Origin of the sequence: Streptomyces justiciae, from assembly GCF_015163075.1 — a bacterium.
GTDB lineage: Bacteria > Actinomycetota > Actinomycetes > Streptomycetales > Streptomycetaceae > Streptomyces > Streptomyces justiciae.
Genome location: NZ_JADDXU010000003.1, coordinates 764,680 through 788,987, shown reverse-complemented (window position 1 = coordinate 788,987; position 24,308 = coordinate 764,680). Strand labels below are relative to the sequence as shown.

The window sequence follows — 24,308 nt, the reverse complement described above, 5'->3', positions numbered from 1 at the left end:
AAATCGTACGCGAGGGGTGAAGAGGCGATGGGGCAGGGGCACGGCTGGGAGGGCGCGGTCCTCAAACTGCTGCGGGCGAAGGACTACGTCCTGACGGTGACCGGCGCCGAGGACGTCACCCCGCACTACCGGCGGCTCCACCTGACCGACGGCGGCCTGCTCGCCGCGACCGGCGTGCACCCGACGATGTGGGTCCGCCTGTGGTTCTCCGCCGCGGGCAAGCCGCACCAGCGGGCGTACACCCTCGTCGACCCGGACCCGGCGGCCGGCACCTTCAGCCTGGAGTTCGCGCTGCACGAGGGCGTGGCCAGCGACTGGGCGCGCGCGGCGAAGCCCGGCGACACCATCGAGGCCACGGTCCACGGCACGGCCTTCGAGCGCCCCGACCCGGCCCCGACCCACGTCTTCGCGATCGGCGACCCGGCCTCCCTCCCCGCGATCAACTCGCTCCTCGCGGCCCTGGACTCGTCCCCGGCGACGATCTGGTTCGAGGGCTCCCGCGACGGCCTCCCGTTCCGCACGGACGCGTCCCGCCACGACGTCCGGTCCGCCGACGACCTGATCACCCAGGTGAAGGCGGACCTCCCCGACCTCCTGAAGGCCCACCCGGACGCGTACGTCTGGATCGCCTGCGACACCCGCACGACCCGCACCCTGTCCTCCTACGTCCGCAAGGACCTCGGCGTCCCGAAGGACCGGATGCACGCGCTCGGCTACTGGCGGGCGAACTGACGTACAACCATCCACGGGGTTCGTGTGTCATGCGGGACGTCTGAGGCGTCAACCCGTATGTCGAGGAGTCCCTTTGCGCAGAGCTGTCACCGCGGCCGCCGTGCTCACCGCGGCCGCCGCCGTCACCCTCACCCCGGTGACGTCGTCCGCCGCCGCCCCCTACAAGGGCGCCAACACGGCCACCGTCCAGGACGACTTCAACGGTGACGGGTACCGGGACCTGGCGGTCGGCGCGCCGAACGCGGCGAACGGCAGTGTGGAGGAGGCCGGCGCGGTCGTCGTGCTGTACGGGTCGAAGTCGTCCGTGAGCAGCACCCGCCGGACCGTCCTCACCCAGGCGACCTCCGGCATCCCCGGCGACCCGGAGAAGTGGGACGAGTTCGGCCGGACCGTGACCAGCGCCGACCTGGACCGGGACGGCTACGCCGACCTGATCGTCGGCACCCCGCACGAAGACGTCGGCGGCGCCGACTCCCGGGGTGCCGTGACCGTCGTCTGGGGCGGGCCGAACGGGCTGAAGGGCGGCGCGAGCATCGCCCCGCCGGCCGGGTTCGGTGAGGGCATGACGTACTGCCGCTTCGGCATGTCCGTGGCCGCCGGTGACATGAACGGCGACGGCGCCCCCGAACTCGGCATCGGCTCCGGCTGCAACACGGCCTCCTACACCGGGCCCTTCACCCGCACGGGCAAGCCCGCAGCGAAGTACCTGGAGTGGCGCGAGAACGCCCGGGGCGTGGTCATGGGTGACGTCAACGGCGACGGCAGGGCCGAGCGCTTCTATCTCGCCGGACCGACGGACGGCGACATCCGCGGCCCGGTGACCCTCGACGCGGGCGCCCCGGACCCGGAGGACCCCTTGGCCAACCAGGGGGTCGAACTCCCCTACGCCGACGGCCACACCGGCCAGATCGGCGATGTCAACGGCGACGGCTACGGCGACCTCGTCACCGGCATCGCGGGCGACGAGTCCCACTTCAACGCACCCGGCGCGGCCCACAAGGGCGGCGAGATCCAGGTCCTCTACGGCAGCGCCCAGGGCATCACCGCCGACCAGAAGCCCAAGGTCTTCCACCAGGACACCGCGGGCGTGCCCGGCACCGCGGAATGGGGCGACTGGTTCGGCCAGTCGCTCAGCGTCGGGGACGTGAACGGCGACAAGTACGCCGATGTCCTGGTCGGCTCCCCCTTCGAGGCCGTGGGCTCGCGCGAGGCCGCCGGTACGGCCGTGCTGCTGCGCGGCTCCGCCACCGGCCTCGGCACGGCCAAGGCCGCCGGATACACCCAGGACACGGCCGGTGTGCCCGGTGCCGTCGAGAAGGGCGACCAGTTCGGGGCCGCCGTCCACCTCGCCGACCTCAACGGGGACGGCAAGGCCGAGACGGTCGTCGGGGCGCCCACCGAGAACACCGACGGCTGCCTCTGGATCGCCCGTGGCGCGGCGGCCGGCCCCGTCCTCAACGGCTCGGTGAACCTGTGCGGCAAGAGCGCCGGCATCACCGTGGGCGACGTGAAGGGCTACTTCGGCGCCGCGCTGACCAGTCCCCACGTGGAGATGTGACCGCACCGGAGGCATGATCGGGGTCATGGACGTCACCCTGCACCTCGCCCAGGACCCCGAGGCCGACGAACTCCTCGGGCGTTCCCCGCTCGCCGCGCTCGTCGGGATGCTGCTGGACCAGCAGGTCCCGATGGAGTGGGCGTTCAAGGGGCCGCGGACGATCGCGGACCGGCTCGGCGGCGACGACCTCGACGCCCACGAGATCGCCGCCCAGGACCCGGAGGCCTTCGCGGCCGTGCTCTCCGAGAAGCCGGCGGTCCACCGCTACCCGGGCTCCATGGCCAAGCGCGTACAGCAGCTGTGCCAGTACCTCGTCGAGCACTACGACGGGAACGCCGAGCTGGTCTGGAAGGGCGTGACGGACGGCCGCGAACTGCTCCGCCGCTTGGAGGAACTCCCCGGCTTCGGCAAGCAGAAGGCCCAGATCTTCCTCGCCCTGCTCGGCAAGCAGCTGGGCGTCACCCCGAAGGGCTGGCGGGAGGCCGCCGGCGCGTACGGCGAGGCCAGGTCCTTCCGGTCCGTCGCCGACATCACCGGCCCCGAGTCCCTGACCAAGGTGCGGGCGCACAAGCAGGAGATGAAGGCGGCGGCCAAGGCGGCGAAGGCCGCCAAGAAGTAACCCGGTCGGCTCAGCCCACCGCGCAGGGCGGCCGGCCGCGGTCCAAACATGGACCATGACCGAGGCACCGAGCGGCTCCTCCTGGAGCCCGGAGTACGACGACCGCAAGGTTCACGCCCAGCGGCGGGTCGCCGAACCGGAACCACCCTTCGAGGGCCCCCTCCACGCGCTGTCCAAGGCAGCCTGGCAGGTGGTCCTGATCACCGGCCTCGCCTCCCTCGTCCTGGGCATCCTCGTGCTGGTCTGGCCGGGCTCCACGCTCCTCGCCACCGGCATCCTCTTCGGTGTCTACCTCGTCGTCAGCGGCGTCTTCCAGCTGGTCTCCGCCTTCGGCACCCACAGGACGACCGGCCTGCGCGTGCTCGCCTTCATCAGCGGCGCGCTGTCGATCCTGCTGGGCCTGTTCTGCTTCCGCGGCCCCATGCAGTCGATCCTGCTGCTCGCCCTGTGGATCGGCATCGGCTGGCTGATCCGCGGCATCACCCAGACCCTGGCCGCCGCCTCCGACCCGTCGATGCCCGCCCGCGGCTGGCAGATCTTCCTCGGGATCATCACGTTCGTCGCCGGCATCGTCCTCATCGACTCCCCCTTCGAGTCGGTCGCCGTCCTCACCGTGGTCGGCGGGATCTGGCTGGTCGTCGTGGGCGTCGTCGAGATCGTCACGGCGGTACGGATGCGGGGGCGGGCCGGCCGGGTGCCGCGCGAGGTGTGAGCGGGTAACCCGTGCGGGCGGATCTGACGGACGACGCGATGAACCTCGTACTCCCCGGGGCAGACCAGCAATCATGAGCAGCACCAGAACCTGGCTCCGCGCCTTCGTCCTGCTGCTCGCGCTGCTCGTGCCGGCCGCACCCGCCGGGGCGCACGCGGCCACCGCCGTCACGCCGGTCGTCTCCGGCGAGATCACCGAGTACGACGTCCTCGACACGGCCCTGCGACCGGCCGCCCGGCATTCCGTCGCCCCGCTGCGTCCCGCACCCCGCGTCGAGCCGCCCTCCCCCGTCGTCCCGGAGGGCACCCCGCTCCCGGCGCCACCGCACCCCTCGTACCGCCTGCTCACCCTCCGCACGGTGGTCCTGCGCTGCTGACCGGCCCTCGCGCCAGAGGCCCGTTTCAGCAACGAACGCAAGGAGCACGACCACCATGCCCGTCGACCCGTACGCCGTCCTGCGCGCCCTCCTGCGCGCGGAAGCCGCCCGCAGCGCGCCCAAGCCACCGGTTCCGCAGGAACAGAAGCCGCCGGTGAAGGAAGGGAAACGCGGCTGAGCCAGCGGCGGAGGCGGGCCCCTCGGGTGACCGGGGTTACCGGAGTTACCGGGGTTACCGCCTCCGCTTGGCCGTGCCGAAGATCGAGCGGGTGATCTCACGGCCGATCTGGGTGCCGAGGGACCGCGCGAGGGACTTGAACATGCCGCTGCCGACGACCTGTTCGACGACGGAGGGGTCCTCCTTCGGCCGGGCCTGCTTCGGCTGGGCCTTCTTCGGGGGCGCGGTCATCTCGTCCGGGCCCTTGGCCCCCCGCGTCGCGTTCAGCTTCTCGTAGGCCGATTCTCTGTCCACAGCCTGTGCGTAACGTCCGTGGAGCGGCGAGGCCTTGACCGCCTCGTCGAGGGCGGTGGGCTCGATCGGGCCCATCAGGGACTCGGGGGCGCGGAGGCGAGTCGCCGCGACGGGGGTCGGGGCACCCTTCTCGCTGAGGACCGTCACCACGGCCTCACCCGTGCCGAGCCCGGTGAGCAGCTCCTCCAGGTCGTACGCGGAGTCGGGGAACGTCTTCACGGTCGCCTTCAACGCCTTCTGATCGTCCGGCGTGAAGGCCCTGAGCGCGTGCTGGACGCGATTGCCCAACTGGGCGAGGACATCGGACGGTACGTCCTTCGGGGTCTGCGTCACGAAGAAGACACCGACCCCTTTCGAGCGAATCAGCCGGACGGTCTGCGTGATGGAGTCGAGGAACGCCTTCGAGGCGTCGTGGAAGAGCAGATGTGCCTCGTCGAAGAAGAAGACGAGCTTGGGCTTGTCCGCGTCGCCGACCTCGGGCAGGTCGTGGAAGAGGTCGGCCAGCAGCCACATCAGGAACGTCGAGAACAACGCCGGTTTGTCCTGTACGGCGGGCAGTTCGAGGACGGAGACGATGCCGCGCCCGTCGGACGCCGTGCGCATCAGGTCCGCGGTGTCGAACTCCGGTTCACCGAAGAAGTCGGCCATGCCCTGCGCCTCGAAGGCGGTGAGGGAGCGGAGGATCACGCCGGCCGTCGCGGAGGAGAGGCCGCCGATGTTCTTCAGCTCGGGCTTGCCCTCGTCCGAGGTCAGGAAGGTGACGACGGCCCTGAGGTCCTTCAGGTCGACGAGTTCGAGCCCCTTGGTGTCGGCGTAGTGGAAGATCAGGCCGAGGGACTGCTCCTGGGTCTGGTTGAGCTGGAGCACCTTGGAGAGCAGCAGCGGGCCGAAGTCGGTGATCGTGGCCCGCACGGGGATGCCGTGTCCGATGCCGCCGAGGGCGTAGAACTCGGCCGGGAAGCCGGTCGCCGTCCACTGCTGATGGACCTCTTGTGAGCGGCTGCGGACCTTGTCATTGGGCTGCCCCGGCGCCGAGATCCCGGACACGTCCCCCTTGATGTCCGCCAGGAACACCGGCACGCCCTGCGCGGAGAGCTGCTCGGCGATCAGCTGGAGCGTCTTGGTCTTGCCGGTGCCGGTGGCGCCCGCGACGAGGCCGTGCCGGTTCAGCATCGGCAGCGGAATCCTGACCTGCGCGTCCGGCAGGCACACCCCGTCCCACAGCAGCGCGCCGAGATCGAGGGCGGGCCCGGCGAAGGCGTACCCGGAGGCGATCTCCAGGGCCTCCTTCGGAAGCGCGGGGGCACTGCCCGGCGCCTCGGGAGCGGTGGCCGGTGGCATGGTCTCGCTGTCACTCATCTCAGGCACCTGTTCCGGTTTGCCCCCGTTTACGGCATCTTTTCCAGCATCACACTCCGTCGCCATGGCTGCGCCCGGAAGGTCTTGACCGGTAGGCTTTCCGTGTGATCTTCAAGCGCATCGGAAACGGCCGGCCGTACCCCGACCACGGCCGGGAAAGCACCCGGCAGTGGGCGGACGTCGCGCCGCGCCCGGTCCGCCTCGATCAGTTGGTGACGACCAAGGGCCAGCTCGACCTGGAAACCCTGCTCGCCGAGGACTCCACGTTCTACGGCGACCTCTTCGCGCACGTCGTGAAGTGGCAGGGCGACCTGTACCTCGAGGACGGCCTCCACCGCGCGGTGCGGGCGGCGCTCCAGCAGCGCCAGGTGCTGCACGCGCGTGTGCTGGAACTGGATTAAGTGACCAGCCTGTAAAGGGTTGGCCCTTTCGGGTTCTCCTGCCCGGTATCCAATGATCATTTAGTAGGCATCGCCGCCGCGGCGCACTACGCTGCGCCCATGAGCATGCTGACTCCCCCAGGCATGGGCGGCAAGTACCGGATCACGGGGGACAAATACCCACGCATGCGCCGTCCCCGACGGCGCGGCAGGCTCGTGGTCGCGCTGGTGGCGTCCGTCGCCGCGCTCGGTCTGGTCGGCTGGGGCACGTTGCAGCTCATCGGCATCTTCACCGGCAACGACGAGAAGGCGTCCGCGGCGGGCCCCAAGGCGGACTGCGCCACGAAGGCGTCCCCTTCTGCCTCGGCGTCCGCGGCCGCCTCCGCGTATCCCAAGCCCGCGCAGATCACCGTCAACGTCTTCAACGCCACGCCCCGCGCGGGCCTCGCCAAGGAGACGGCCGACGCGCTCAAGAAGCGCGGCTTCAAGATCGGCGACGTGGGCAACGCGACCAAGGAGTTCGACAAGAAGGTCAAGGGTGCGGGAATACTGCTGGGCCGTACGTCCGCGATGAGCACGTCGCTGCGGGTGCTGGGGACGCAGGTGGCGGGGGCGGAGTCGCGTGCGGACGGGCGTAAGGGGGCCGACGTCGATCTGATCATCGGCACGGGGTTCAAGTCGCTGACGGCGAAGGCGGCGGCCGACAAGGCGCTGGCCGCGCTGAGCAACCCGCAGCCGGAGCCGAGCTCCTCAAAGAAGGCCTGCTGAAAGGCTTTTAGGGGCGCGGGGAACTGCGCGAGCAACCACGGACCCCCCGCAGCCGCGCTGAATCCGCACCCCTACGGCGATCAGGCGTTATTCCGCAGCCCCGTACAACCGGTCACCGGCATCTCCCAGGCCCGGCACGATGTAGCCGTGCTCGTTCAGGTGGTCGTCGACCGCTGCCGTCACCACCGTCACCGGGGTCCCCGCGAGTTCGCGCTCCATGAGCTCGACGCCCTCGGGCGCGGCGAGGAGCACCACGGCCGTCACGTCATCCGCACCGCGCTTGATGAGCTCGCGGATCGCGGCAACGAGGGTGCCGCCCGTGGCCAGCATCGGGTCGAGGACGTACACCTGGCGGCCGGAGAGGTCCTCCGGCATCCGCGTGGCGTACGTGGACGCCTCCAGTGTCTCCTCGTTGCGGATCATGCCGAGGAAGCCCACCTCGGCGGTCGGCAGGAGGCGGACCATGCCGTCGAGCATGCCGAGGCCGGCGCGGAGGATCGGCACGACCAGGGGGCGCGGGTAGGACAGCTTCACGCCGGTGGTCCGGGCGACCGGCGTGTTGATGTCGACCTGCTCGGTGCGCACGTCGCGCGTGGCCTCGTAGGCGAGGAGGGTGACCAGCTCGTCGGCGAGACGGCGGAAGGTCGCGGAGTCGGTGCGCTGGTCGCGCAGCGTGGTGAGCTTGTGGGCGACCAGGGGGTGGTCGACGACGTGGAGACGCATGTCCACAACAGTAACCGGGCCCGCTGGGCCCGGCGTCCCGGCGATCGTCCCGGCGATCCCCAAACCTCGCTTCACCCGTGCGCTGGCATCAAACCCCCCGTCGGAGGGAAAGTGGGAGGGACGTGACGGGGGTGGTGTGCCTATGCCAGTGCCTGTGCCGGAGCAGGAGCCACAACAGGAGACCGACGCCGAGCGCCGCAGGCGGCGCGCCCAGTTCCTGCGCGATCTCGCGGAGGCCCGGGAGCTGCGGGACCGCGTCCAGCCCCGGCGCGCCAAGACGGCCCGGCTGCGCCACGCCATGCGCATGCGCACCTTCCGCTGGTAGGGCTTGAGACGTTCTTGGACCGCCTGATGCGTGCGCCACGCCGGGAGCCGCGTACGATCCCGCTGGTGGACGATCAAAACGGGCGGACACAGGGAGCCGAAGACGTCCCCTGAACGCTCCGTTTCTGCCACGATTCCGAGTGGGTGGGGCTCGGAGCCAATGCCTCCCCGCCCACAGCCTCCGCCGGGGGGACCCCCAACCGGCACGCCTATGACCAGTGGGAGAGTCACGGTGTACTTCGCCGCACTGCTCGCGCGCACCGAAGACGGGTGGGAAGCGAGCGACACAGAGCTCCTCGACAATGTGGAGACGCTGTCGGATCTGGCCGACCTCGCCCGGGAAGCCGCGGCCGAGGACGACACGGTGCTCGTGCTGATCGAGCAGGAGGACGCCTGGTTCGGCGTCGTCCGCATCGACGGGGAGGACGACCCTCGTATCTACGTCTCGGACGCCGCCGCCGCTGCCCGCAGCAGTTACGGCGAGATCCTGCTCACCGACGAACTGCTCGGAAGGGAGCCCGGCGAAGACGAAGCCGACCTGGACTCCCTCGACCTTGACGGCACCGAGGACGGCGAGGACGAGGACGACGACGACAGCGAGGGCGGCGCCTCCGCCGAGGCCGTGCCGCACGGTCCGGTCGGCGACGTCGAGATCCTCGACGACCTGGGTGTCAGCCACAAGGAGCTGAAGGCCCTGTCGGAGGACGCGCTCACCGAGATCGCCGAGGCCCTGGGCGCCTCGGAGGTCCTGGAGACCGTCCGCTGACCGGGGAGACCTCGAAGGGTCCCCCGGACCCGGTGCGCGACCGGTGGCGGGCCGCGATGCGGCTCGCCCTGGACGAGGCCGGGAAGGCGGGGGCGGACGTGCCCGTGGGTGCCGTCGTACTGGCCCCGGACGGCACCACCGTCCTCGGCGCCGGCCACAACGAACGCGAGGCGGTCGGCGACCCGACCGCCCACGCGGAGGTCCTCGCGATCCGCCGGGCGGCGGCCGAGCTCGGCGAGTGGCGGCTGACCGACTGCACGCTGGTCGTCACCCTCGAACCCTGCACGATGTGCGCGGGCGCCCTCGTGCAGTCCCGGGTGGACCGGGTCGTCTACGGCGCCCGCGACGAGAAGGCCGGTGCGGCCGGCTCCCTCTGGGACGTCGTCCGCGACCGCCGCCTCAACCACCGCCCCGAGGTCATCGAGGGCGTCCTCGCCGAGGAGTGCGCGGCACTGCTCACCGAGTTCTTCCGCTCCCGCTGAGGGGCCCCGGATACCGATTTCAAACCATGCCCCACCTTGCTGTAAGGTCTCCCTCGGTAGCGTGTCCGAGCGGCCGAAGGAGCTCGCCTCGAAAGCGAGTGTGGCGCAAGTCACCGAGGGTTCAAATCCCTCCGCTACCGCTTCAGAAGGGCCCCGTCGAAAGACGGGGCCCTTCGTGCGTACCGAGACGCGAGGGAAGCGAGAAGAGAGAGGGCGGGGGAAGCGGCCTACGGGGGGACAAGCCGCTTCCCCCGACGGGGTCCGGACCCACAAGTACGCGCCGCTTCGGGGGAAGCCATGCCGCGCACCCCGCAGTGGGGCCCGCCCCACCCGGAGATTCCTGCCAGATCCACCGGGCTCACCTCCATCCTGCGCCCCGGCCCACCTCCCGCGGCCCGGCAAAGGGCCTGAGCCCGCAGGCCGTTGGTCCTTAAATAGGACGTGAAGTTACACTCGCCGCCGGCACACCAGTCCCAAAGAGCACCTCAGTCACGGGGGAGGCCGCGATGGCGGTGAATTCGAAGAAGGCCGCCGTCTATGTGCTCGTGGTCTTCGTGCTGTACGTGATCATCACGGACCCGGCCAAGGCCGCCGACTACGTCCAGATAGGGTTCGAGGGCATATCGGACGCCGCCAAGGCGATCGGCGACTTCTTCACCTGGCTCGCCGACGGGGCGCAGTAGGCCGTAACCAGGAGTGCTCATGATCCGCCATCTCGTCCTCTTCAAGCTCAACGACGGTGTCGAGCGCGACGACCCGCGCGTCAAGGAGGGTGTCGAGGCCTTCCGGGCGCTGGAGGGGAAGATCGAGGAGATCCGGTTCTGGGAGCTGGGGTGGAACCTCAGCGACCGGCCCATCGCCTACGACTTCGCCATCAACTCGGGCTTCGAGGACGCGGACGCGCTGCGGCGGTACGTGGAGCACCCGGCGCACCAGGCGGGGGTGGGGCTCTGGAAGGAGTTCGCCACCTGGGTGATCGCGGACTACGCGTACTGAGCCGCCCCACCTCGTTCGGCCCCTCGTCGGAACGGCGGGGGGCTTTCGTGCGTCTTCTGCCTCAACTCTTCCCTCAACACGGCGTTATGGGGTGCTTGCACACAGTGCACATGTCTTGTGATGCTATGACCGCTTTTGACGGATGAGTTGACCGATGTAGACCGATGAAGAGGTGGCGTTGACCGTGTCGGCCAGTACTGCGCCGCCCCAGGAAGAGGCGCCCGCCCAGACGCCGGTGTCCCTCCAGACCCCGGCGCCCGCCGCCCCCCAGCGCAGCCGTGGCGCCGACACCCGGGCGCTCACCCAGGTGCTCTTCGGCCAGCTCAAGGGGCTCCAGCCGGGCACGCCGGAGCACAACCGGGTGCGCGGGGCGCTCATCGAGGCCAACCTCCCGCTCGTGCGGTACGCGGCCGCCCGCTTCCGCTCCCGCAACGAGCCGATGGAGGACGTCGTCCAGGTCGGCACCATCGGGCTCATCAACGCCATCGACCGCTTCGACCCGGACCGGGGCGTGCAGTTCCCGACGTTCGCGATGCCGACGGTCGTCGGCGAGATCAAGCGGTACTTCCGGGACAACGTACGGACCGTGCACGTACCGCGCCGGCTGCACGAGCTCTGGGTGCAGGTCAACAGCGCGACGGAGGACCTGACCACGGCCTTCGGACGCACCCCCACCACCGCCGAGATCGCCGAGCGGCTGCGCATCGGCGAGGACGAGGTGCTGTCCTGCATCGAGGCCGGGCGGTCGTACCACGCCACCTCGCTGGAGGCCGCCCAGGAGGGCGACGGGCTGCCGGGGCTCCTTGACCGGCTCGGCTACGAGGACCCCGCCCTGGACGGCGTGGAGCACCGGGATCTCGTACGGCATCTGCTGGTGCAACTGCCCGAGCGGGAACAGCGCATCCTGCTTCTGCGGTACTACAGCAATCTCACCCAGTCCCAGATCAGCGCGGAACTCGGCGTCTCCCAGATGCATGTCTCGCGGCTACTCGCGCGTAGCTTCCAGCGGTTGCGGTCCGCTAATCGCATCGAGGCCTGAGGCTGGAGCTCCGGTCCCGAATCGGACGAGGGTCAACCGAATGCAGAAGCGATAGATCACCTTCGCGAGCGAATCGCTCACCAGCGCGGATCCCGACAGTTCTGCGCCGAAAAACCGTCAGACCCCCTTTATCCAGGGCGTATTCACGTCTCGCATGTCGACATGTCACTACAGCGTGTTGCCGACATGTGACATTCTGCCGGAAGCGCGTTTGCCGGGGCTTCGGCTCCGGTATTCAGGTGAAGGCTGACGTTCTCGACGGAACGCCCGCCGCGACCGTCCCGCGACCCAGAGGGGGTGGCATGTCCGCAGACCAGGGCAGCTCGAAGGTGCTCACGCTCACGAAGAGCGAGGCTGCGCCCGCGCTCGACGACGTAACCGCTGTCGAGGCCGCGCCGGCCCCGGCCCTCCCGGCTCCCCCGGCCGTCTCCGGAGCCATCGACACCCGCACCCTGTCCCGCTCCCTCTTCCTGCGGCTCGCCGCACTCGACGAGAACAGCCCCGAGCGTGCCTACGTCCGGGACACCCTGATCGAGCTCAACCTCCCGCTGGTGCGGTACGCGGCCGCCCGCTTCCGCTCCCGCAACGAGCCGATGGAGGACATCGTCCAGGTCGGCACCATCGGCCTGATCAAGGCGATCGACCGCTTCGACTGCGAACGGGGCGTGGAGTTCCCGACGTTCGCGATGCCGACGGTCGTCGGTGAGATCAAGCGGTTCTTCCGTGACACCTCGTGGTCGGTGCGGGTCCCGCGCCGCCTCCAGGAGCTGCGGCTCGCCCTCACCAAGGCCAGCGACGAGCTCTCGCAGAAGCTCGACCGCTCCCCGACCGTCGCCGAACTCGCCGCGGTTCTCGGGGTGTCGGAGGAGGACGTCGTCGACGGCCTCGCGGTCGGCAACGCCTACACCGCCTCCTCGCTGGACTCCCCGGCCCCGGAGGACGACGGCGGCGAGGGCTCCCTCGCGGACCGTCTCGGCTACGAGGACACCGCCCTGGAGGGCGTCGAGTACCGCGAGTCCCTCAAGCCGCTGCTCGCCAAACTGCCGCCCCGTGAGCGGCAGATCATCATGCTGCGCTTCTTCGCCAACATGACCCAGTCGCAGATCGGCGAGGAGGTCGGCATCTCCCAGATGCACGTCTCCCGGCTGCTGACCCGGACCCTGGCGCAGCTGCGCGAAGGTCTCATCTCCGACTGACCGTCCCGGAACGACCCCTTCATAATTGACGGGGCGTCAGCCACCATGGCCCGATGCTCCGTACAACACCGAGTACGACATGGACGCATGGCCGTCGAGGCGCCGCGATCGGCGCATCGGCGGCCGTCGTCTGTCTGGGCGTGGCACTGACCTCGTGCGGGAGCACGGGTGAGGGTTACACGGCCGTCGGCCCGGCGGCCGGCCCGCCCTCGTCCGCGAAGCCGACGGGGGACGTGCGGGTGGTGCCGCTCGAGAGCAGCGGTGCGGCAAGCCCGGGTGTCAGCAACTCCCCTGCCCACCCGGATGATTCACCGGCCCCGGAAGTCCCGTCGCCGAGCACCCGTCCGTCGAGCGGTGCCAAGTCCGGTCGTACGGCGTCCGGTTCGCCGTCGCCGACAGCTTCCTCCAGTCGTACGACCGCGCCCGCCGCCCTCACCTGGGACGATCCCGTGCGGACGGCCACCGACCGGCGGTGGTGCGAGGACGTGACGCTCGTCTTCCGCAATTCCGGGGAGGCCGCGGTCCGTTCGGGGACCGTGCGGTTCGGGACGCACGTCATCGGGGCGCTCGGGATCGACTGGGGGACCGTCGAGTCGGAGGTGGAGCTTCCGGTGCCGGTCGAGGGCGGCGCGCGGAAGGAGCGGACGTGGACGGTGTGCGTCGAGGCGTGGCGCGTGCCGCTCGGCATGCACATCGAGACGCGGGACGTCGACGTCCGCTGGAAGTGACGTCCGGAACTACTTGAGCGCCAGCCAGGCCACCGCCGCGACGATCGCCACGGCGACGACGACACCGACGATCAGGCCGAGGCGCGGGCCGGAGGACGTGGGGGCGGCGGCCGCCTGCTGGCGGCCCTGGGGGCCCTCGTCGACGAACGCGCGGAACATCTGGGTGCTGCCGGCGGGGTCGTAGTTGCCCTGGGGGTCCTGGGGGTTAGCCATGGGGCGAGAGACTAGCGAATGAGGCGGGGCGGCCCAAGTGCGGGGCTCGCCGGTTCGTTTCCGGGTGCGGCTCGGTCGTGGCTGGTCGCGCAGTTCGCCGCGCCCCTTACGTGCGCATGGTCCCGTCTCTCCAGCCGCTACCTGCGTGTTTACTGTCGCAATACTTGCCTTTGCCAAGTTTTTATGCCGCACCCATCCCGTTTTATTTGCCTGTAGCAACCAACCGCTCCTATGGTTGCCCCAAGCAACGAATACGGGAGGTGGAATGGCCGGGCAGCCGCAGTACGAGGAGCTGATGCGCCAGTTCAGTGCCTTCGGCGCCGTGAAGCGGGAGATGGGGCGGATCCTGCCGTCCGACTGCCCGAGCGGTTCCGCCGCCGTGCTGACGCTGCTCGCCCGCCACGGGGACATGCGCATGAGCAAGCTCGCGGAGCTGCTCGCCGTGGACATGTCGGTGACCAGCCGCCATGCGGCGCACCTCGCCGAGCGCGGCTGGATACGGCGCTCCCCCGACCCGGCGGACAAGCGCGGCCGCATCCTGCACCTCACCCCGGCGGGTCTGGCCCAGCTCGACGAGCTGTCGGAGCGGACCTGCCGGATGCTCGCCGAGCGGCTCAGCGACTGGAGCGACGACGAGGTGGCCCAGTTGAGCGGGCTCATGGCCCGGCTCCGGGCGAGCTTCGACGACTGCCGCGGCGCCCCTCACGTATTCGAAGGCGCATCTCACAGCGCATCCGAAGAGACCACCCGTACACCCGCGAACACTTAAGAGAAGGAAACCCATGGCAACGACCACACCAGCCGGTGTGCGGGCCCACGCCAAGCACGGGGGAGGCACCGCGCACGCCGAGCATGCCCCCATGAGCCACCGGCAGATCATGGAGGCGCTCTCCGGGCTGCTGCTCGGGATGTTCGTGGCGATCCTGTCGTCCACGATCGTCTCGAACGCCCTCCCGGAGATCATCGGTGACCTCGGCGGCGGCCAGTCCGCCTACACCTGGGTCGTCACCGCCGCCCTGCTGTCCATGACGGCCTCCACCCCCCTGTGGGGCAAGCTCGCCGACCTCTACAGCAAGAAGGCGCTCGTCCAGATAGCGCTCGTCATCTACGTGCTGGGGTCGGCCGCCGCCGGCCTCTCCCAGAACGCCGGCATGCTGATCACCTTCCGCGTGGTCCAGGGCATCGGCGTCGGCGGCCTCTCCGCCCTCGCGCAGATCGTGATGGCGGCGATGATCTCCCCGCGCGAGCGCGGCCGTTACTCCGGCTACCTCGGCGCGACCTTCGCCGTCGCCACCGTCGGCGGCCCGCTGCTCGGCGGTGTCATCACCGACACCTCGTGGCTGGGCTGGCGCTGGTGCTTCTACGTCGGTGTGCCCTTCGCCGTGATCGCGCTGATCGTGCTGCAGAAGACCCTGCACCTGCCGGTCGTGAAGCGGGACGTGAAGGTCGACTGGGCCGGCGCGTTCTTCGTCGCGGCGGCCGTGTCGCTGCTGCTGATCTGGGTCACCTTCGCCGGTGACAAGTACGACTGGATCTCCTGGCAGACCTACGCCATGGTCGGCGGTTCGATCGCCCTCGCCCTGATCTTCGTGCTCGTCGAGTCGAAGGCGTCCGAACCCCTCATCCCGCTGCGGCTGTTCAGGAACCGGACCATCACCCTCTCGTCCATCGCCTCGATGTTCGTCGGTACGGCGATGTTCTCCGGCACGGTCTTCTTCGCCCAGTACTTCCAGCTGGCCCGCGACGAGTCCCCGACCATGTCCGGCGTGCTGACCATCCCGATGATCGGCGGTCTGTTCGTCTCCTCCACCGTCTCCGGGCAGTTCATCACCCGTACCGGACGCTGGAAGGCCTGGCTGGTCAGCGGTGGCGTGCTCATCACGGCGGGCCTCGGTCTGCTGGGCACCATCCGCTACGACACGGACTACTGGAAGACCGCGATCTTCATGGCCCTGCTGGGTCTCGGCATCGGCATGATGATGCAGAACCTGGTGCTGTGCACGCAGAACCAGGTCGAGCCCAAGGACCTCGGTTCGGCGTCCTCCACGGTCACCTTCTTCCGGTCCCTCGGCGGTGCGATGGGCGTCTCGGTGCTCGGTGCCGTGATGGCCAACAAGATCACCGACTACGTCAAGGACGGCCTGACCGACCTCGGCCCCAAGTACGCCTCCCTCGGCTCCGGTTCGAGCGGCTCCAGCGAGATCCCGGACATGGACAAGCTGCCGGCGCCGCTGCGCACGGTCATGGAGAGCGCGTACGGCCACGGCATCGCGGACGTGTTCCTGATCGCCGCCGGCCTGGCCGCGATCGCCTTCCTGATCACGCTGTTCATCAAGGAGGTTCCGCTGCGGACCAAGGGCGCGATGGCGCAGGCGGCGTCCGAGTCCGAAGGAGCTTCGGCTGAGGCTCCGGCGGAGGTCGCGGCGGAGGTTCCCGCGCCGGTCGCCGAGGAGCGGGTGCCCAGCTGGGCCACCGCCGAGCCGGTCCCCGACGGCACGCAGAAGCTCGCCGCCGTGGCGACCGCCGTCGCGACCGTCGAGGCCCCGGCCGCCGGCTCCGGCGGCGGAATCCCGGTCCGCGGTCACGTCCGCGGCGCCGAGAGCGCGCCCGTCCCGCAGGCCGCGGTCACGCTGATCTCGCTCGCGGGACGGCAGCTGGGCCGGTCGGTGACGCAGGCGGACGGTTCGTACGGCGTGGAGGCGCCGAGCGTCGGGTCGTACGTCCTGATCGCCTCCGCGGACGGCTTCCAGCCGCAGGCGTCCACCGTCGTGGTCAACGGCGAGCCGGTGGCGTACGACATCCTGCTCAGCGGCACGAGCGGGCTGAGCGGGGTCGTCCGGGCCTCGGACGGCGCGCTGCCGGTGAAGGACGCCATGGTCATCGTGACCGACGTGCGCGGAGATCTGCTGGCCACCGGGACCACCGGTGAGCAGGGCGAGTTCGGGTTCGCCGAGCTGGTGCCGGGCGCCGTGACCGTCGCGGTGAACGCCGCCGGGTACCGGCCGCGCGCGCTGCCGGTTGAGGTCGGCGGCACGGGTGTCACCCGTATCGAGGTGGAACTGGACTCCGGCGCCCAGGTCCAGGGCGTCGTACGAGCGCCGCACGGTCCGCTGGCCGACGCACGGGTGACCCTCGTGGACGCGGCGGGCAACGTGGTCGGCACCGCCACCACCGGGTCGGACGGGGCGTACGCCTTCACCGACCTGGACGGCGGCGAGTACACGGTCATCGCGACGGGCTACCCGCCGGTCGCGACGGCCCTGACGGTGGCCGGTCGGGGGACCGACGGCCATGACATAGAGCTCGCGCACCCCGGCGAGTGAGTCACTGAATACCCCGGCCCGTGGAGCGCGTTTCGAGCGGAGGCGCGTTCCGCGGGCCGGACCTGTGTGAGGAGAGAGCTGAGATGGGACTGACCGCGAGGATCCGTACCCGGGACGGATGGGCCGTGTCGCACGCGGTCGTCACGGTGACCGACATGACCGGCACGCAGGTGCTGCGCGTCGAGGCCGACGAGGAGGGCGCGGTACGCGATCCCGAGCCGCTGGCGCCCGGCGCGTACACCGTCATCGTCACCGCCGTCGGCTACGCGCCCGCCGCGTCGAGCGCGATCGTCACGGCGAGCGGCCGAGCCGAGGTCGGCACGGTCACCCTGGCCCGGCAGGGCGGCACCGAACTCCCGCCGCCGGGGCCGTGGACCATCGACCCGGTGCACTCCAGCGTCGGCGCGGTGGCCCAGCACCTGGGCATCTCCAGCGTGCACGGCCGCTTCACGGACTTCTCCGGCACGATCGAGATCGCGCCGGACGACGTCACCAAGTCCCGGGTGGAGGCGGTGATCCGGGCCGCGTCCATCGACACGGGGAACGCGATGCGGGACGGGCATCTGAAGTCCGCCGACTTCCTGGACGTCGAGGTGCACCCCGAGATCACCTACCGGTCGACGGGCATCTCGCTCGCGGGCGCCGACCGCTGGACGGTCCACGGCGAGCTGGGCATGCACGGTGTCGTACGCCCCGTCGACCTGGACCTCGCCTACCTCGGCACCGGCGCCGACCCGTGGGGCGGGACCCGGGCGGCGTTCCGGGCGACGACCGAACTGCGGCGGGACGACTTCGCGATGAACTACAACCAGGTCGTGCAGGCGGGGATCGCGGCGATCGGTACGACGCTCAAGGTGGAGCTCGACATTCAGGCGGTACAAGGGGAATCGCTGCCTCCGCAGGCCTAGACGGAGACACGGCAGGCCTAGGCTGGGGCCATGGCACCGAGCATCGCTACCAACACCCGTGTTTCCCTCGACGAGTTGCTGGAGTTCGTACGGCCCCGGCACAAGGCCCTGCTGCTGACCCGCCGGGCGGACGGCAGCCCGCAGGCGTCTCCGCTGACGTGCGGGGTCGACGACTCCGGGCGGATCGTCGTCTCGACCTACCCGGAGCGGGCCAAGACGCGGAACGCCAAGCGGGACGAGCGGGTCAGCGTCGTCGTGCTGAGCGACGACTGGAACGGGCCGTGGGTCCAGATCGACGGCACCGCCGAGGTCATCGACTCCCCCGACTCCGTCGAGCCGCTCGTGGAGTACTTCCGGAACATCTCCGGGGAGCACCCGGACTGGGACGAGTACCGGGCGGCGATGGTGAAGCAGGGCAAGTCGATCATCAGGATCACGCCGGAGAAGTGGGGGCCGGTCGCCACGGGTGGTTTCCCGGCCCGTCTCGTCACGCCGGACGCCTGACCATCGCCTCGATCCCCGCGATCAGCAGGTCCAGGGCGAAGTCGAAGTCCCGCTCCCACATCTCCTCGACCGTGTCGCCGCCCCGCGCCGCCATGATGTCCTCGGCCTCCTTGACGAGGTCGGCGGTCTGCGGGGCCTGGGTCACCGCGCTCATCGCGTCGCGGAAGTACTCGTCGGGGGTCATGCCGACCTGGGCGGAACGGGCGTTGAACTGGCCCTCGATCGTGCCGAAGCCGTACACGAACTGGAAGACCGAGGAGATGGCCGCCGCCAACCCGTAGGCGGGCAGGCCGGTACGGCGGATCACGCCGTGGATGACCCGGGAGAAGGCCAGGCTGTTCGGGCCGATGTTGAGGAAGGTGCCGACCAGCGGCGAGATCCAGGGGTGCCGGACCAGCAGGGAACGGTAGCCCCGGGCCAGCGCCCGGAGTTGGTCCCGCCAGTCCTCGCCGTCCGCCTCCGGGTCGGGGAGGTCCAGTTCGCCGTAGATGGCGTCGAGGGCGAGTTCGAGGAGGTCGTCCTTGGTGTCGACGTACCAGTAGACGGACATCGCGGTGACGTTCAACTCGCCGGCGAGCCGCCGCATGGAGAACTTGGCCAGCCCTTCCCTGTCGAGGAGCCGGACGGTGGCCGAGGTGATGCGGTCGCGGTCGAGCCCGGAGGGCTGCCCGCCGCCCCGGGCACTACGCCGTGCCTTGCCTTCGAGCCAGACACTGGTACGCGCCGCCCGCTGCCCCGCCTCCACCATGGCGCACCTTCCTAGCTTCACAAACGCCGATCAGCTTAAGCGCCCCTCCAGGGGCGCGGGGCTGTATCAATTTGCGGCTCCGCCGCGTGGGCGCGACCAGCCACAACGGACCTGCATGCGCGCAATCACCGAACCCCCCGGGCTACTAGGCACCCTCTCCCCGCTCAGCCCGCCTCAACAACGCAGCGGCGACCAACCCACCGGCCAACACCGCAACCGCCCCCACCAGCAAACTGCTCTCCAGCCCAGAAGAGAACGCCTCCGTAATCCGCACCCTCTCCGCAGCCGACCCCGCCTCGGCCAACGCCGCCGGCAACGAAGCCCCCGCCACAGAGATCAGCGCAGCGAACCGCGAGCTCAACACAGCCCCCAGAACCGCCACCCCCAACCCCTGCCCGAACTCCGCCACCGTCCCGTTGATACCCGCCCCGATCCCCGCCTTCTCCGGCGGAATGGAGCTCATGATGGCGTGCGCCATCGCCGGGTTGGCGATCGCCGCCCCCGCCCCGATGAGCAGCAGCCCGATCAGCGTCCCGGTGTAACCGCCGGAGGCGACCGTCGCGATGGACGCGAGTCCGGCCGCCATCGACGCCATGCCCACTCCGATGGCGGCCGGGTTCCCCAGCTTCGTCGCCCATTTCGCCGCCAGGCCCGAGAAGTTGAGGACGACGATCGACAGGGCGAGCGGCGCCGTGCGCAGGCCGGCTTCCAGGGGGCCGTATCCGAGGACGAACTGCATGTGCTGGGTGAGCAGGAAGAGCGAGCCGCCCATGCCGAAGGTGATCAGCACCGCGCCCGCGATGGCACCCGTGAAGCGGCGGTTCCTGAAGAAGTGCAGGTCGAGCATGGGGTGTTCGATCCGGCTCTCCCAGTACGCGAACCCGCCCAGGACGGCCACCGCGACGGCCGCCGTCAGCAGCACGCGCCCCGACGTCCAGCCGTGCTCGGGCCCGGAGATGATCGCGAAGACGAGCGACGCCATACCGATCGTCGACAGCAGCGCGCCCAGCAGGTCGGGACGGTCTCCTCGTGGGTTCTTCGACTCGGGCACCAGCGTCACCGCGGCCACCAACCCCACCGCCGCGACCGGCAGGTTGATCAGGAAGATGGCGCCCCACCAGAAGTGGTCCAGCATGAACCCGCCGAGCAGCGGACCGCACGCGAACCCGAGGGCGTTGACGGCGGCCCAGATGCCGATGGCCTTGGCGTGCTCCTCGGGGGCGAAGATCTGCATCACGACGGCGAGGGTGGTGGTCAGCAGCAGCGCGCCGCCGACGCCCATCCCGGCCCGCGCGGCGATCAACTGGCCCGTGCTGTCGGCCAGTCCGGCGACCAGCGAGCCGATCCCGAACAGGCTCAGGCCGGCTATCAGCATCTTCTTGCGGCCGTAGCGGTCGGCGGCGCTGCCCGCGGTGAGCAGCAGCCCGGACTGCACGAGCGAGTACGCGTTGATCATCCACTGGATGTCCGAGGTGGCCGCGCCCAGTTCGCGGGTGAGCGAGGGGATCGCGACGTTCAGCACGGTGTTGTCGAGGACGACGGTGAGCTGGGCGAGGCAGATGACACCGAGGATGAGCCAGCGCTGGGGGTGGCCTTGGGCAACGGTGGTGGGTGCGGGAGCGGACATGTTGTACACCGTAGAACACTCGCTATACACCGTACAACGCGATTTCTCGCCGTACGACGAACAGGGCGGCGGCCATGGCCAGTCGCCGTACGACGAAGAGGGCGGCGACCATGGCCGGTCGCCGCCCTCTCTCGTTCCTTACGTCAGCTGCTCGCCTTCTGCGTCAGGTCGTAGAAGGTCGACGAACCCACCGTCACCTTCTTGAAGTTGGCCTCGACCCAGGAGGTGATCTGCGAGGACGTGCCGCTGCTGCTGCCGCCCATGCCGCCGCCGGAGCCGGACGAGATGAAGTAGTGGATCTTGCCGTCCTCGACGTACTGCTTGAACTGGGCCAGCGTCGGGGACGGGTCGGTGCCGTTGAAGCCGCCGATCGCCATCACCGGGTCGCCGGTGGAGAGTTGGTAGCTCGCCGCGTTCTGGGCGCCGATCGCCGCCGCGACCCAGGTGTAGTCGCCAGAGTCGGTCTCCAGCAGCTTCTTGGCCTCGTCGGAGACGGTCGCGCCGTTCAGCAGGCCGCCGACGCCACCGCCGCCGCCCATGCCGCCGCCTTCGCCGACCGTGCCGCCCGGCATGCCGCCGTTCTGCTGGTTCTGGGTGCTGCCGTTGCCGTTCTGCTGGTTCTGACCCGGCATACCGCCGCCACCCGGGAAGCCGTTGCCGCCGCCCTGCTGGTTCTGGGTGTTGCCGTTGCCGTTCTGCTGGTTCTGGCCCGGCATTCCACCGCCCATACCGCCGCCGCCACCCGGGCCACCGCCCCGGCCGCCGCCCCCGCCGCCCATCATGCTCGCGCCGGCCGGTCCGGCCGTCACGATGGAGCCGGTGTGGCCCTCCTGGAGGGTGCTGATGGTGTACGCGGTCGGGCCGGCGAGGGAGGCCACCAGGCCCAGGGACGCCGCGGCGAGGGCGAGTTGGCGGTTGATGCGGCCCGCGAAGATCAGGCCGAGGGCGGCGACCAGGCCGCCGATCAGGACCAGCCACTTCAGCCAGGGCAGGTAGTCGGACGTGCGGTTGAGAAGGACGTAGCTCCAGGCGGCCGCCGCCACGACCGACGCCGCGAGGGTGATCGACGCCCACAGCTCGGCGCGCTTCTCCCACAGGAGGCCTGCGCCCATGCCGATCACGGCCGCCATGTAGGGGGCGAGGGCCACCGTGTAGTACTGGTGGAAGATGCCCGCCATGTAGCTGAAGACGACCATGGTGATGACCAGCGAGCCGCCCCAGACCAGGAACGAACCGCGGGTGACGGACGTCCTGCGCGCCTTCCGCGTCGCCCACAGGCCCGCGACCAGCAGGATCAGGGCCGCCGGGAGCAGCCAGGAGATCTGGCCGCCGATCTCGGAGTTGAACATCCGGTCCCAGCCGGTCTCGCCCCACTGGCCGCCGCTGTTGCCGCCACCGCCGCCGACGCTGCCGGTCTCCTCGCCGTTGAGACGGCCGAGTCCGTTGTAGCCGAAGGTCAGTTCAAGGAAGGAGTTGTTCTGGGAGCCGCCGATGTAGGGGCGGGAGGAGGCGGGCCACAGTTCGACGATCGCGACCCACCAGCCACCGGAGACGATCAACGCGGCTGTCGCGGCGGCCAGTTGGCCGAAGCGCTTCTTCAGGGACACCGGCGCGCAGACCGCGTACACGATCGCGAGCGGCGGCAGGATCAGGAAGGCCTGGAGCGTCTTGGCGAGGAAGGCGAAGCCGATCGCCACACCCGCCCACACCAGCCACTTCGTCCGGCCGTCCTCGACGGCCCGGACGACGAAGTAGCAGGCCACGGCCATCAGCAGGGCCAGCATCGCGTCCGGGTTGTTGAACCGGAACATCAGCGCCGCGACGGGGGTGAGCGCGAGCGTGGCGCCCGCGATCAGACCGGCCGCGGGGCTGAAGCGGCGGCGCACGGAGGCGTACACGACGGCGACCGTGCCGATGCCCATGAGGACCTCGGGCATCAGGATCGCCCAGGAGCTGAGCCCGAAGATCCGCACCGACAGGGCCATCGGCCACAGCGAGGCCGGGGGCTTGTCGACGGTGATGGCGTTGGCCGCGTCGAGCGAGCCGAAGAAGAACGCCTTCCAGGACTGGCTGCCGGCCTGGACGGCCGCGGAGTAGAAGGAGTTGGCGTAGCCGGAGGAGCTCAGGTTGTAGAAGTACAGGACCGCGGTGGCGAGCAGCAGGCCCCAGAACGCGGGGCGCGCCCAGCGGGGGTCCTCGGGGCGGCCGCGCCAGAGTCTGCGCACGAACGGCTGCTTGGGCTCGCCGGCCTCGGGGGCGGGCGGGGCCGGGGGAGCCGAGGGCTCCTGCACGGCCGTACTGGTGATGGTCATCGGGCGTCCCTCGGGTCGGTGTCGGTCGGACGCACCGGCTGCAACTGCATGGTGGCGTCCCCCCAGGTGCGGTCCGCGGCTTCACCGGCGCGGAACTGGTCGTCGTACGTGAAGTGGTTGCCGCCCGCGCGCACCGGCAGCGGCGGGTGCAGCGACTGCTGTGCGGCGTGGGCGGGCGTGTGGCTCGCGACCACCGTCGACTCGCGGCGCTCGGGGAACACCCAGGCGCGGAAGAGCAGGAAGCGCAGCACGGTCGCGGCGAGGTTGGCGGCGATCAGGACCGCCAGTTCGGTGGAGTGCGCGGGGCTGCTGCTGGCCGCGTTGAGGGCGGCGAGCGAGCCGCTGGTCAGGGCGAGGCCGATGCCGAAGACGACGAGGCCCTGCGCCTGGTGCCGTACGGCGCCGCCGCTGCCGCGCACTCCGAAGGTGAGCCGGCGGTTGGCCGCCGTGTTGGCGACAGCGGAGACCAGCAGCGCGAGCGCGTTGGCGATCTGCGAGCCGGAGAAGGTCCGGAAGCCGCTGTAGAGGAGGAGGTAGAAGAGCGTCGACAGGCCGCCGACCACGCAGAATCCGACGAGCTGGCGGGCCAGTCCCTTCGGTACGTCCTTGATCTCGCGGTCGCGCGGGTCGTCGCCGAAGGGACGCGCGATCCGGTCCAGCGGCAGGGAGCCGGTGGCCAGGGCCTTGCCCACGCGCCACACCCCCTTCAGGTCCTCGGTCGCCGTCTTGACGATGTGGACGGTGGAGTCGGGGTCGTCGACCCAGTCGACGGGCACCTCGTGGATACGGAGTCCCGCGCGCTCGGCGATGACGAGCATCTCGGTGTCGAAGAACCATCCGGTGTCCTCGACCATCGGCAGCAGCACCTGCGCCACGTCACGCCGGATGGCCTTGAAGCCGCACTGCGCGTCCGAGAAGCGGGCCTGGAGCGAGCCGCGCAGGATCAGGTTGTACGAGCGGCTGATGAACTCCCGCTTGGGGCCGCGCACCACTCGTGAGGAGCGGGCGAGCCTCGATCCGATCGCCAGGTCGGAGTGGCCCGAGATCAGCGGGGCCACCAGCGGGAGCAGGGCGTTGAGGTCGGTGGACAGGTCCACGTCCATGTAGGCGAGGATCGGCGCGTCCGAGGCGGACCACACGGTGCGCAGGGCGCGACCGCGTCCCTTCTGCTCCAGTCGGAAGGCCCGGACCTCGGCGATCTCCGCCTCCAGCCGCTGGGACACCTGCGGGGTGGTGTCCGTCGACGCGTTGTCCGCGATCGTGATGCGGAACGCGTACGGGAAGGTGCGCGTGAGGTGCTCGTGCAGTCTGCGCACACACGGCTGGAGGTCCTTCTCCTCGTTGTAGACGGGGATCACTACGTCCAGGACAGGCGTACCGGCATCTGCGGCCGGGAGGTGCTCCCGCGCCGGCAGAGTGCCGGGAGAAGAGTCGGTTCGCATG

General features: G+C 70.3%; 28 protein-coding genes and 1 tRNA gene. 21 read left to right on the top strand and 8 right to left on the bottom strand.

Features of this window, described 5'->3' with window-relative positions:
• The first annotated feature begins 27 nt into the window (after positions 1–27).
• From IQ210_RS11985 to IQ210_RS47880, 6 genes are all read left to right on the top strand, one after another.
• On the top strand, positions 28–732 hold the full coding sequence (locus IQ210_RS11985) for a siderophore-interacting protein (RefSeq protein WP_194078874.1): 705 nt from the start codon (positions 28–30) through the stop codon (positions 730–732).
• A gap of 73 nt (positions 733–805) precedes the next feature.
• Positions 806–2,290, top strand: coding sequence for an FG-GAP-like repeat-containing protein (locus tag IQ210_RS11980; protein WP_228047458.1), 1,485 nt, complete (start codon positions 806–808; stop codon positions 2,288–2,290).
• 25 nt (positions 2,291–2,315) lie between these two features.
• On the top strand, positions 2,316–2,909 hold the full coding sequence (locus IQ210_RS11975; protein ID WP_194078873.1) for an HhH-GPD-type base excision DNA repair protein: 594 nt from the start codon (positions 2,316–2,318) through the stop codon (positions 2,907–2,909).
• A 55-nt stretch (positions 2,910–2,964) separates the two neighbouring features.
• Positions 2,965–3,621, top strand: coding sequence for an HdeD family acid-resistance protein (locus tag IQ210_RS11970; protein ID WP_194078872.1), 657 nt, complete (start codon positions 2,965–2,967; stop codon positions 3,619–3,621).
• A 73-nt stretch (positions 3,622–3,694) separates the two neighbouring features.
• Positions 3,695–3,997, top strand: coding sequence for a hypothetical protein (locus tag IQ210_RS11965; protein WP_194078871.1), 303 nt, complete (start codon positions 3,695–3,697; stop codon positions 3,995–3,997).
• A 55-nt stretch (positions 3,998–4,052) separates the two neighbouring features.
• Complete coding sequence (locus tag IQ210_RS47880; RefSeq protein ID WP_256785857.1) at positions 4,053–4,175, top strand: hypothetical protein; 123 nt, start codon at positions 4,053–4,055, stop codon at positions 4,173–4,175.
• A 54-nt stretch (positions 4,176–4,229) separates the two neighbouring features.
• Here the strand turns inward: IQ210_RS47880 and IQ210_RS11960 are convergent, their stop codons facing one another.
• Complete coding sequence (locus IQ210_RS11960) at positions 4,230–5,828, bottom strand: helicase HerA-like domain-containing protein (protein ID WP_194078870.1); 1,599 nt, start codon at positions 5,826–5,828, stop codon at positions 4,230–4,232.
• Between the two features lie 104 nt (positions 5,829–5,932).
• On the opposite strand from IQ210_RS11960, the gene IQ210_RS11955 reads away from it, so the two are divergent.
• Positions 5,933–6,229, top strand: coding sequence for a type II toxin-antitoxin system VapB family antitoxin (locus IQ210_RS11955; protein WP_003999914.1), 297 nt, complete (start codon positions 5,933–5,935; stop codon positions 6,227–6,229).
• Positions 6,230–6,328: 99 nt separating this feature from the next.
• Positions 6,329–6,976: a LytR C-terminal domain-containing protein gene (locus IQ210_RS11950; RefSeq protein WP_228047456.1), complete on the top strand. Its 648-nt coding sequence runs from the start codon at positions 6,329–6,331 to the stop codon at positions 6,974–6,976.
• Between the two features lie 87 nt (positions 6,977–7,063).
• Here IQ210_RS11950 and upp read toward each other — a convergent pair whose 3' ends face one another.
• Positions 7,064–7,699 carry a uracil phosphoribosyltransferase gene (upp, locus tag IQ210_RS11945; protein ID WP_097274289.1) on the bottom strand — a complete coding sequence of 212 codons (636 nt, stop codon included), beginning with the start codon at positions 7,697–7,699 and terminating at the stop codon, positions 7,064–7,066.
• Between the two features lie 142 nt (positions 7,700–7,841).
• On the opposite strand from upp, the gene IQ210_RS11940 reads away from it, so the two are divergent.
• From IQ210_RS11940 to IQ210_RS11905, 8 genes are all read left to right on the top strand, one after another.
• A complete protein-coding gene (locus IQ210_RS11940) occupies positions 7,842–8,024 on the top strand; it encodes a hypothetical protein (protein WP_059194476.1) in 183 nt (60 codons plus the stop codon).
• 231 nt (positions 8,025–8,255) lie between these two features.
• On the top strand, positions 8,256–8,789 hold the full coding sequence (locus IQ210_RS11935) for a tRNA adenosine deaminase-associated protein (protein WP_194078984.1): 534 nt from the start codon (positions 8,256–8,258) through the stop codon (positions 8,787–8,789).
• A 56-nt stretch (positions 8,790–8,845) separates the two neighbouring features.
• The gene (gene tadA / locus IQ210_RS11930) at positions 8,846–9,271 is read left to right on the top strand and encodes a tRNA adenosine(34) deaminase TadA (RefSeq protein ID WP_228047664.1); all 426 of its coding nucleotides are present in this window, start codon (positions 8,846–8,848) and stop codon (positions 9,269–9,271) included.
• Positions 9,272–9,326: 55 nt separating this feature from the next.
• Positions 9,327–9,411 (top strand) — tRNA-Ser (locus tag IQ210_RS11925).
• Between the two features lie 366 nt (positions 9,412–9,777).
• Positions 9,778–9,954: a hypothetical protein gene (locus IQ210_RS11920; RefSeq protein WP_181387277.1), complete on the top strand. Its 177-nt coding sequence runs from the start codon at positions 9,778–9,780 to the stop codon at positions 9,952–9,954.
• Between the two features lie 19 nt (positions 9,955–9,973).
• Positions 9,974–10,267, top strand: a complete 294-nt coding sequence (locus IQ210_RS11915) for a Dabb family protein (RefSeq protein ID WP_194078868.1) — start codon at positions 9,974–9,976, stop codon at positions 10,265–10,267.
• Positions 10,268–10,439: 172 nt separating this feature from the next.
• A complete protein-coding gene (locus IQ210_RS11910; protein ID WP_194078867.1) occupies positions 10,440–11,306 on the top strand; it encodes an RNA polymerase sigma factor SigF in 867 nt (288 codons plus the stop codon).
• 302 nt (positions 11,307–11,608) lie between these two features.
• Complete coding sequence (locus IQ210_RS11905) at positions 11,609–12,502, top strand: RNA polymerase sigma factor SigF (RefSeq protein WP_194078866.1); 894 nt, start codon at positions 11,609–11,611, stop codon at positions 12,500–12,502.
• A gap of 175 nt (positions 12,503–12,677) precedes the next feature.
• Here IQ210_RS11905 and IQ210_RS48210 read toward each other — a convergent pair whose 3' ends face one another.
• Positions 12,678–12,965 carry a hypothetical protein gene (locus IQ210_RS48210; RefSeq protein ID WP_322656347.1) on the bottom strand — a complete coding sequence of 96 codons (288 nt, stop codon included), beginning with the start codon at positions 12,963–12,965 and terminating at the stop codon, positions 12,678–12,680.
• Here IQ210_RS48210 and IQ210_RS48205 point away from each other — a divergent pair.
• Positions 12,952–13,230: a hypothetical protein gene (locus IQ210_RS48205; RefSeq protein ID WP_322656346.1), complete on the top strand. Its 279-nt coding sequence runs from the start codon at positions 12,952–12,954 to the stop codon at positions 13,228–13,230. The two genes, IQ210_RS48210 and IQ210_RS48205, sit on opposite strands and share 14 nt — an antisense overlap.
• A gap of 9 nt (positions 13,231–13,239) precedes the next feature.
• Here the strand turns inward: IQ210_RS48205 and IQ210_RS11895 are convergent, their stop codons facing one another.
• Positions 13,240–13,443 carry a hypothetical protein gene (locus IQ210_RS11895; protein ID WP_194078864.1) on the bottom strand — a complete coding sequence of 68 codons (204 nt, stop codon included), beginning with the start codon at positions 13,441–13,443 and terminating at the stop codon, positions 13,240–13,242.
• 265 nt (positions 13,444–13,708) lie between these two features.
• On the opposite strand from IQ210_RS11895, the gene IQ210_RS11890 reads away from it, so the two are divergent.
• The 4 genes from IQ210_RS11890 (at position 13,709) to IQ210_RS11875 (ending at position 18,178) form a co-directional block, all read left to right on the top strand.
• Positions 13,709–14,212 carry a MarR family winged helix-turn-helix transcriptional regulator gene (locus tag IQ210_RS11890; protein WP_194078863.1) on the top strand — a complete coding sequence of 168 codons (504 nt, stop codon included), beginning with the start codon at positions 13,709–13,711 and terminating at the stop codon, positions 14,210–14,212.
• 13 nt (positions 14,213–14,225) lie between these two features.
• Positions 14,226–16,766 carry an MFS transporter gene (locus IQ210_RS11885; RefSeq protein WP_194078862.1) on the top strand — a complete coding sequence of 847 codons (2,541 nt, stop codon included), beginning with the start codon at positions 14,226–14,228 and terminating at the stop codon, positions 16,764–16,766.
• Positions 16,767–16,849: 83 nt separating this feature from the next.
• Positions 16,850–17,674 carry a YceI family protein gene (locus IQ210_RS11880; protein WP_194078861.1) on the top strand — a complete coding sequence of 275 codons (825 nt, stop codon included), beginning with the start codon at positions 16,850–16,852 and terminating at the stop codon, positions 17,672–17,674.
• A gap of 30 nt (positions 17,675–17,704) precedes the next feature.
• Positions 17,705–18,178: a PPOX class F420-dependent oxidoreductase gene (locus IQ210_RS11875; RefSeq protein ID WP_194078860.1), complete on the top strand. Its 474-nt coding sequence runs from the start codon at positions 17,705–17,707 to the stop codon at positions 18,176–18,178.
• On the opposite strand, the gene IQ210_RS11870 is transcribed toward IQ210_RS11875, so the two are convergent.
• The 4 genes from IQ210_RS11870 to IQ210_RS11855 all read right to left on the bottom strand — a co-directional run bounded on the left by IQ210_RS11870 (position 18,162) and on the right by IQ210_RS11855 (position 24,307).
• Positions 18,162–18,926, bottom strand: a complete 765-nt coding sequence (locus tag IQ210_RS11870; RefSeq protein WP_194078859.1) for a TetR/AcrR family transcriptional regulator — start codon at positions 18,924–18,926, stop codon at positions 18,162–18,164. The genes IQ210_RS11875 and IQ210_RS11870 overlap by 17 nt on opposite strands.
• A 145-nt stretch (positions 18,927–19,071) precedes the next feature.
• On the bottom strand, positions 19,072–20,553 hold the full coding sequence (locus tag IQ210_RS11865) for an MFS transporter (RefSeq protein ID WP_194078858.1): 1,482 nt from the start codon (positions 20,551–20,553) through the stop codon (positions 19,072–19,074).
• A 143-nt stretch (positions 20,554–20,696) separates the two neighbouring features.
• On the bottom strand, positions 20,697–22,865 hold the full coding sequence (locus IQ210_RS11860) for an ArnT family glycosyltransferase (protein ID WP_194078857.1): 2,169 nt from the start codon (positions 22,863–22,865) through the stop codon (positions 20,697–20,699).
• Positions 22,862–24,307, bottom strand: a complete 1,446-nt coding sequence (locus IQ210_RS11855) for a bifunctional glycosyltransferase family 2/GtrA family protein (protein WP_194078856.1) — start codon at positions 24,305–24,307, stop codon at positions 22,862–22,864. Before IQ210_RS11855 ends, IQ210_RS11860 begins: the two co-directional genes overlap by 4 nt.
• Between the last annotated feature and the right edge of the window lies 1 nt (position 24,308).

Bases quoted from the DNA above. Each gene is read 5' to 3' on its own strand.
- IQ210_RS11985 (WP_194078874.1), top strand. From the start codon at position 28: ATGGGGCAGGGGCACGGCTGGGAGGGCGCGGTCCTCAAACTGCTGCGG.
- IQ210_RS11975 (WP_194078873.1), top strand. From the start codon at position 2,316: ATGGACGTCACCCTGCACCTCGCCCAGGACCCCGAGGCCGACGAACTC.
- IQ210_RS11970 (WP_194078872.1), top strand. From the start codon at position 2,965: ATGACCGAGGCACCGAGCGGCTCCTCCTGGAGCCCGGAGTACGACGAC.
- IQ210_RS11965 (WP_194078871.1), top strand. From the start codon at position 3,695: ATGAGCAGCACCAGAACCTGGCTCCGCGCCTTCGTCCTGCTGCTCGCG.
- IQ210_RS47880 (WP_256785857.1), top strand. From the start codon at position 4,053: ATGCCCGTCGACCCGTACGCCGTCCTGCGCGCCCTCCTGCGCGCGGAA.
- IQ210_RS11960 (WP_194078870.1), bottom strand. From the start codon at position 5,828: ATGAGTGACAGCGAGACCATGCCACCGGCCACCGCTCCCGAGGCGCCG.
- IQ210_RS11950 (WP_228047456.1), top strand. From the start codon at position 6,329: ATGAGCATGCTGACTCCCCCAGGCATGGGCGGCAAGTACCGGATCACG.
- upp (WP_097274289.1), bottom strand. From the start codon at position 7,699: ATGCGTCTCCACGTCGTCGACCACCCCCTGGTCGCCCACAAGCTCACC.
- IQ210_RS11940 (WP_059194476.1), top strand. From the start codon at position 7,842: ATGCCAGTGCCTGTGCCGGAGCAGGAGCCACAACAGGAGACCGACGCC.
- tadA (WP_228047664.1), top strand. From the start codon at position 8,846: ATGCGGCTCGCCCTGGACGAGGCCGGGAAGGCGGGGGCGGACGTGCCC.
- IQ210_RS11920 (WP_181387277.1), top strand. From the start codon at position 9,778: ATGGCGGTGAATTCGAAGAAGGCCGCCGTCTATGTGCTCGTGGTCTTC.
- IQ210_RS11915 (WP_194078868.1), top strand. From the start codon at position 9,974: ATGATCCGCCATCTCGTCCTCTTCAAGCTCAACGACGGTGTCGAGCGC.
- IQ210_RS11905 (WP_194078866.1), top strand. From the start codon at position 11,609: ATGTCCGCAGACCAGGGCAGCTCGAAGGTGCTCACGCTCACGAAGAGC.
- IQ210_RS11895 (WP_194078864.1), bottom strand. From the start codon at position 13,443: ATGGCTAACCCCCAGGACCCCCAGGGCAACTACGACCCCGCCGGCAGC.
- IQ210_RS11890 (WP_194078863.1), top strand. From the start codon at position 13,709: ATGGCCGGGCAGCCGCAGTACGAGGAGCTGATGCGCCAGTTCAGTGCC.
- IQ210_RS11885 (WP_194078862.1), top strand. From the start codon at position 14,226: ATGGCAACGACCACACCAGCCGGTGTGCGGGCCCACGCCAAGCACGGG.
- IQ210_RS11880 (WP_194078861.1), top strand. From the start codon at position 16,850: ATGGGACTGACCGCGAGGATCCGTACCCGGGACGGATGGGCCGTGTCG.
- IQ210_RS11875 (WP_194078860.1), top strand. From the start codon at position 17,705: ATGGCACCGAGCATCGCTACCAACACCCGTGTTTCCCTCGACGAGTTG.
- IQ210_RS11870 (WP_194078859.1), bottom strand. From the start codon at position 18,926: ATGGTGGAGGCGGGGCAGCGGGCGGCGCGTACCAGTGTCTGGCTCGAA.
- IQ210_RS11865 (WP_194078858.1), bottom strand. From the start codon at position 20,553: ATGTCCGCTCCCGCACCCACCACCGTTGCCCAAGGCCACCCCCAGCGC.
- IQ210_RS11860 (WP_194078857.1), bottom strand. From the start codon at position 22,865: ATGACCATCACCAGTACGGCCGTGCAGGAGCCCTCGGCTCCCCCGGCC.
- IQ210_RS11855 (WP_194078856.1), bottom strand. From the start codon at position 24,307: ATGCGAACCGACTCTTCTCCCGGCACTCTGCCGGCGCGGGAGCACCTC.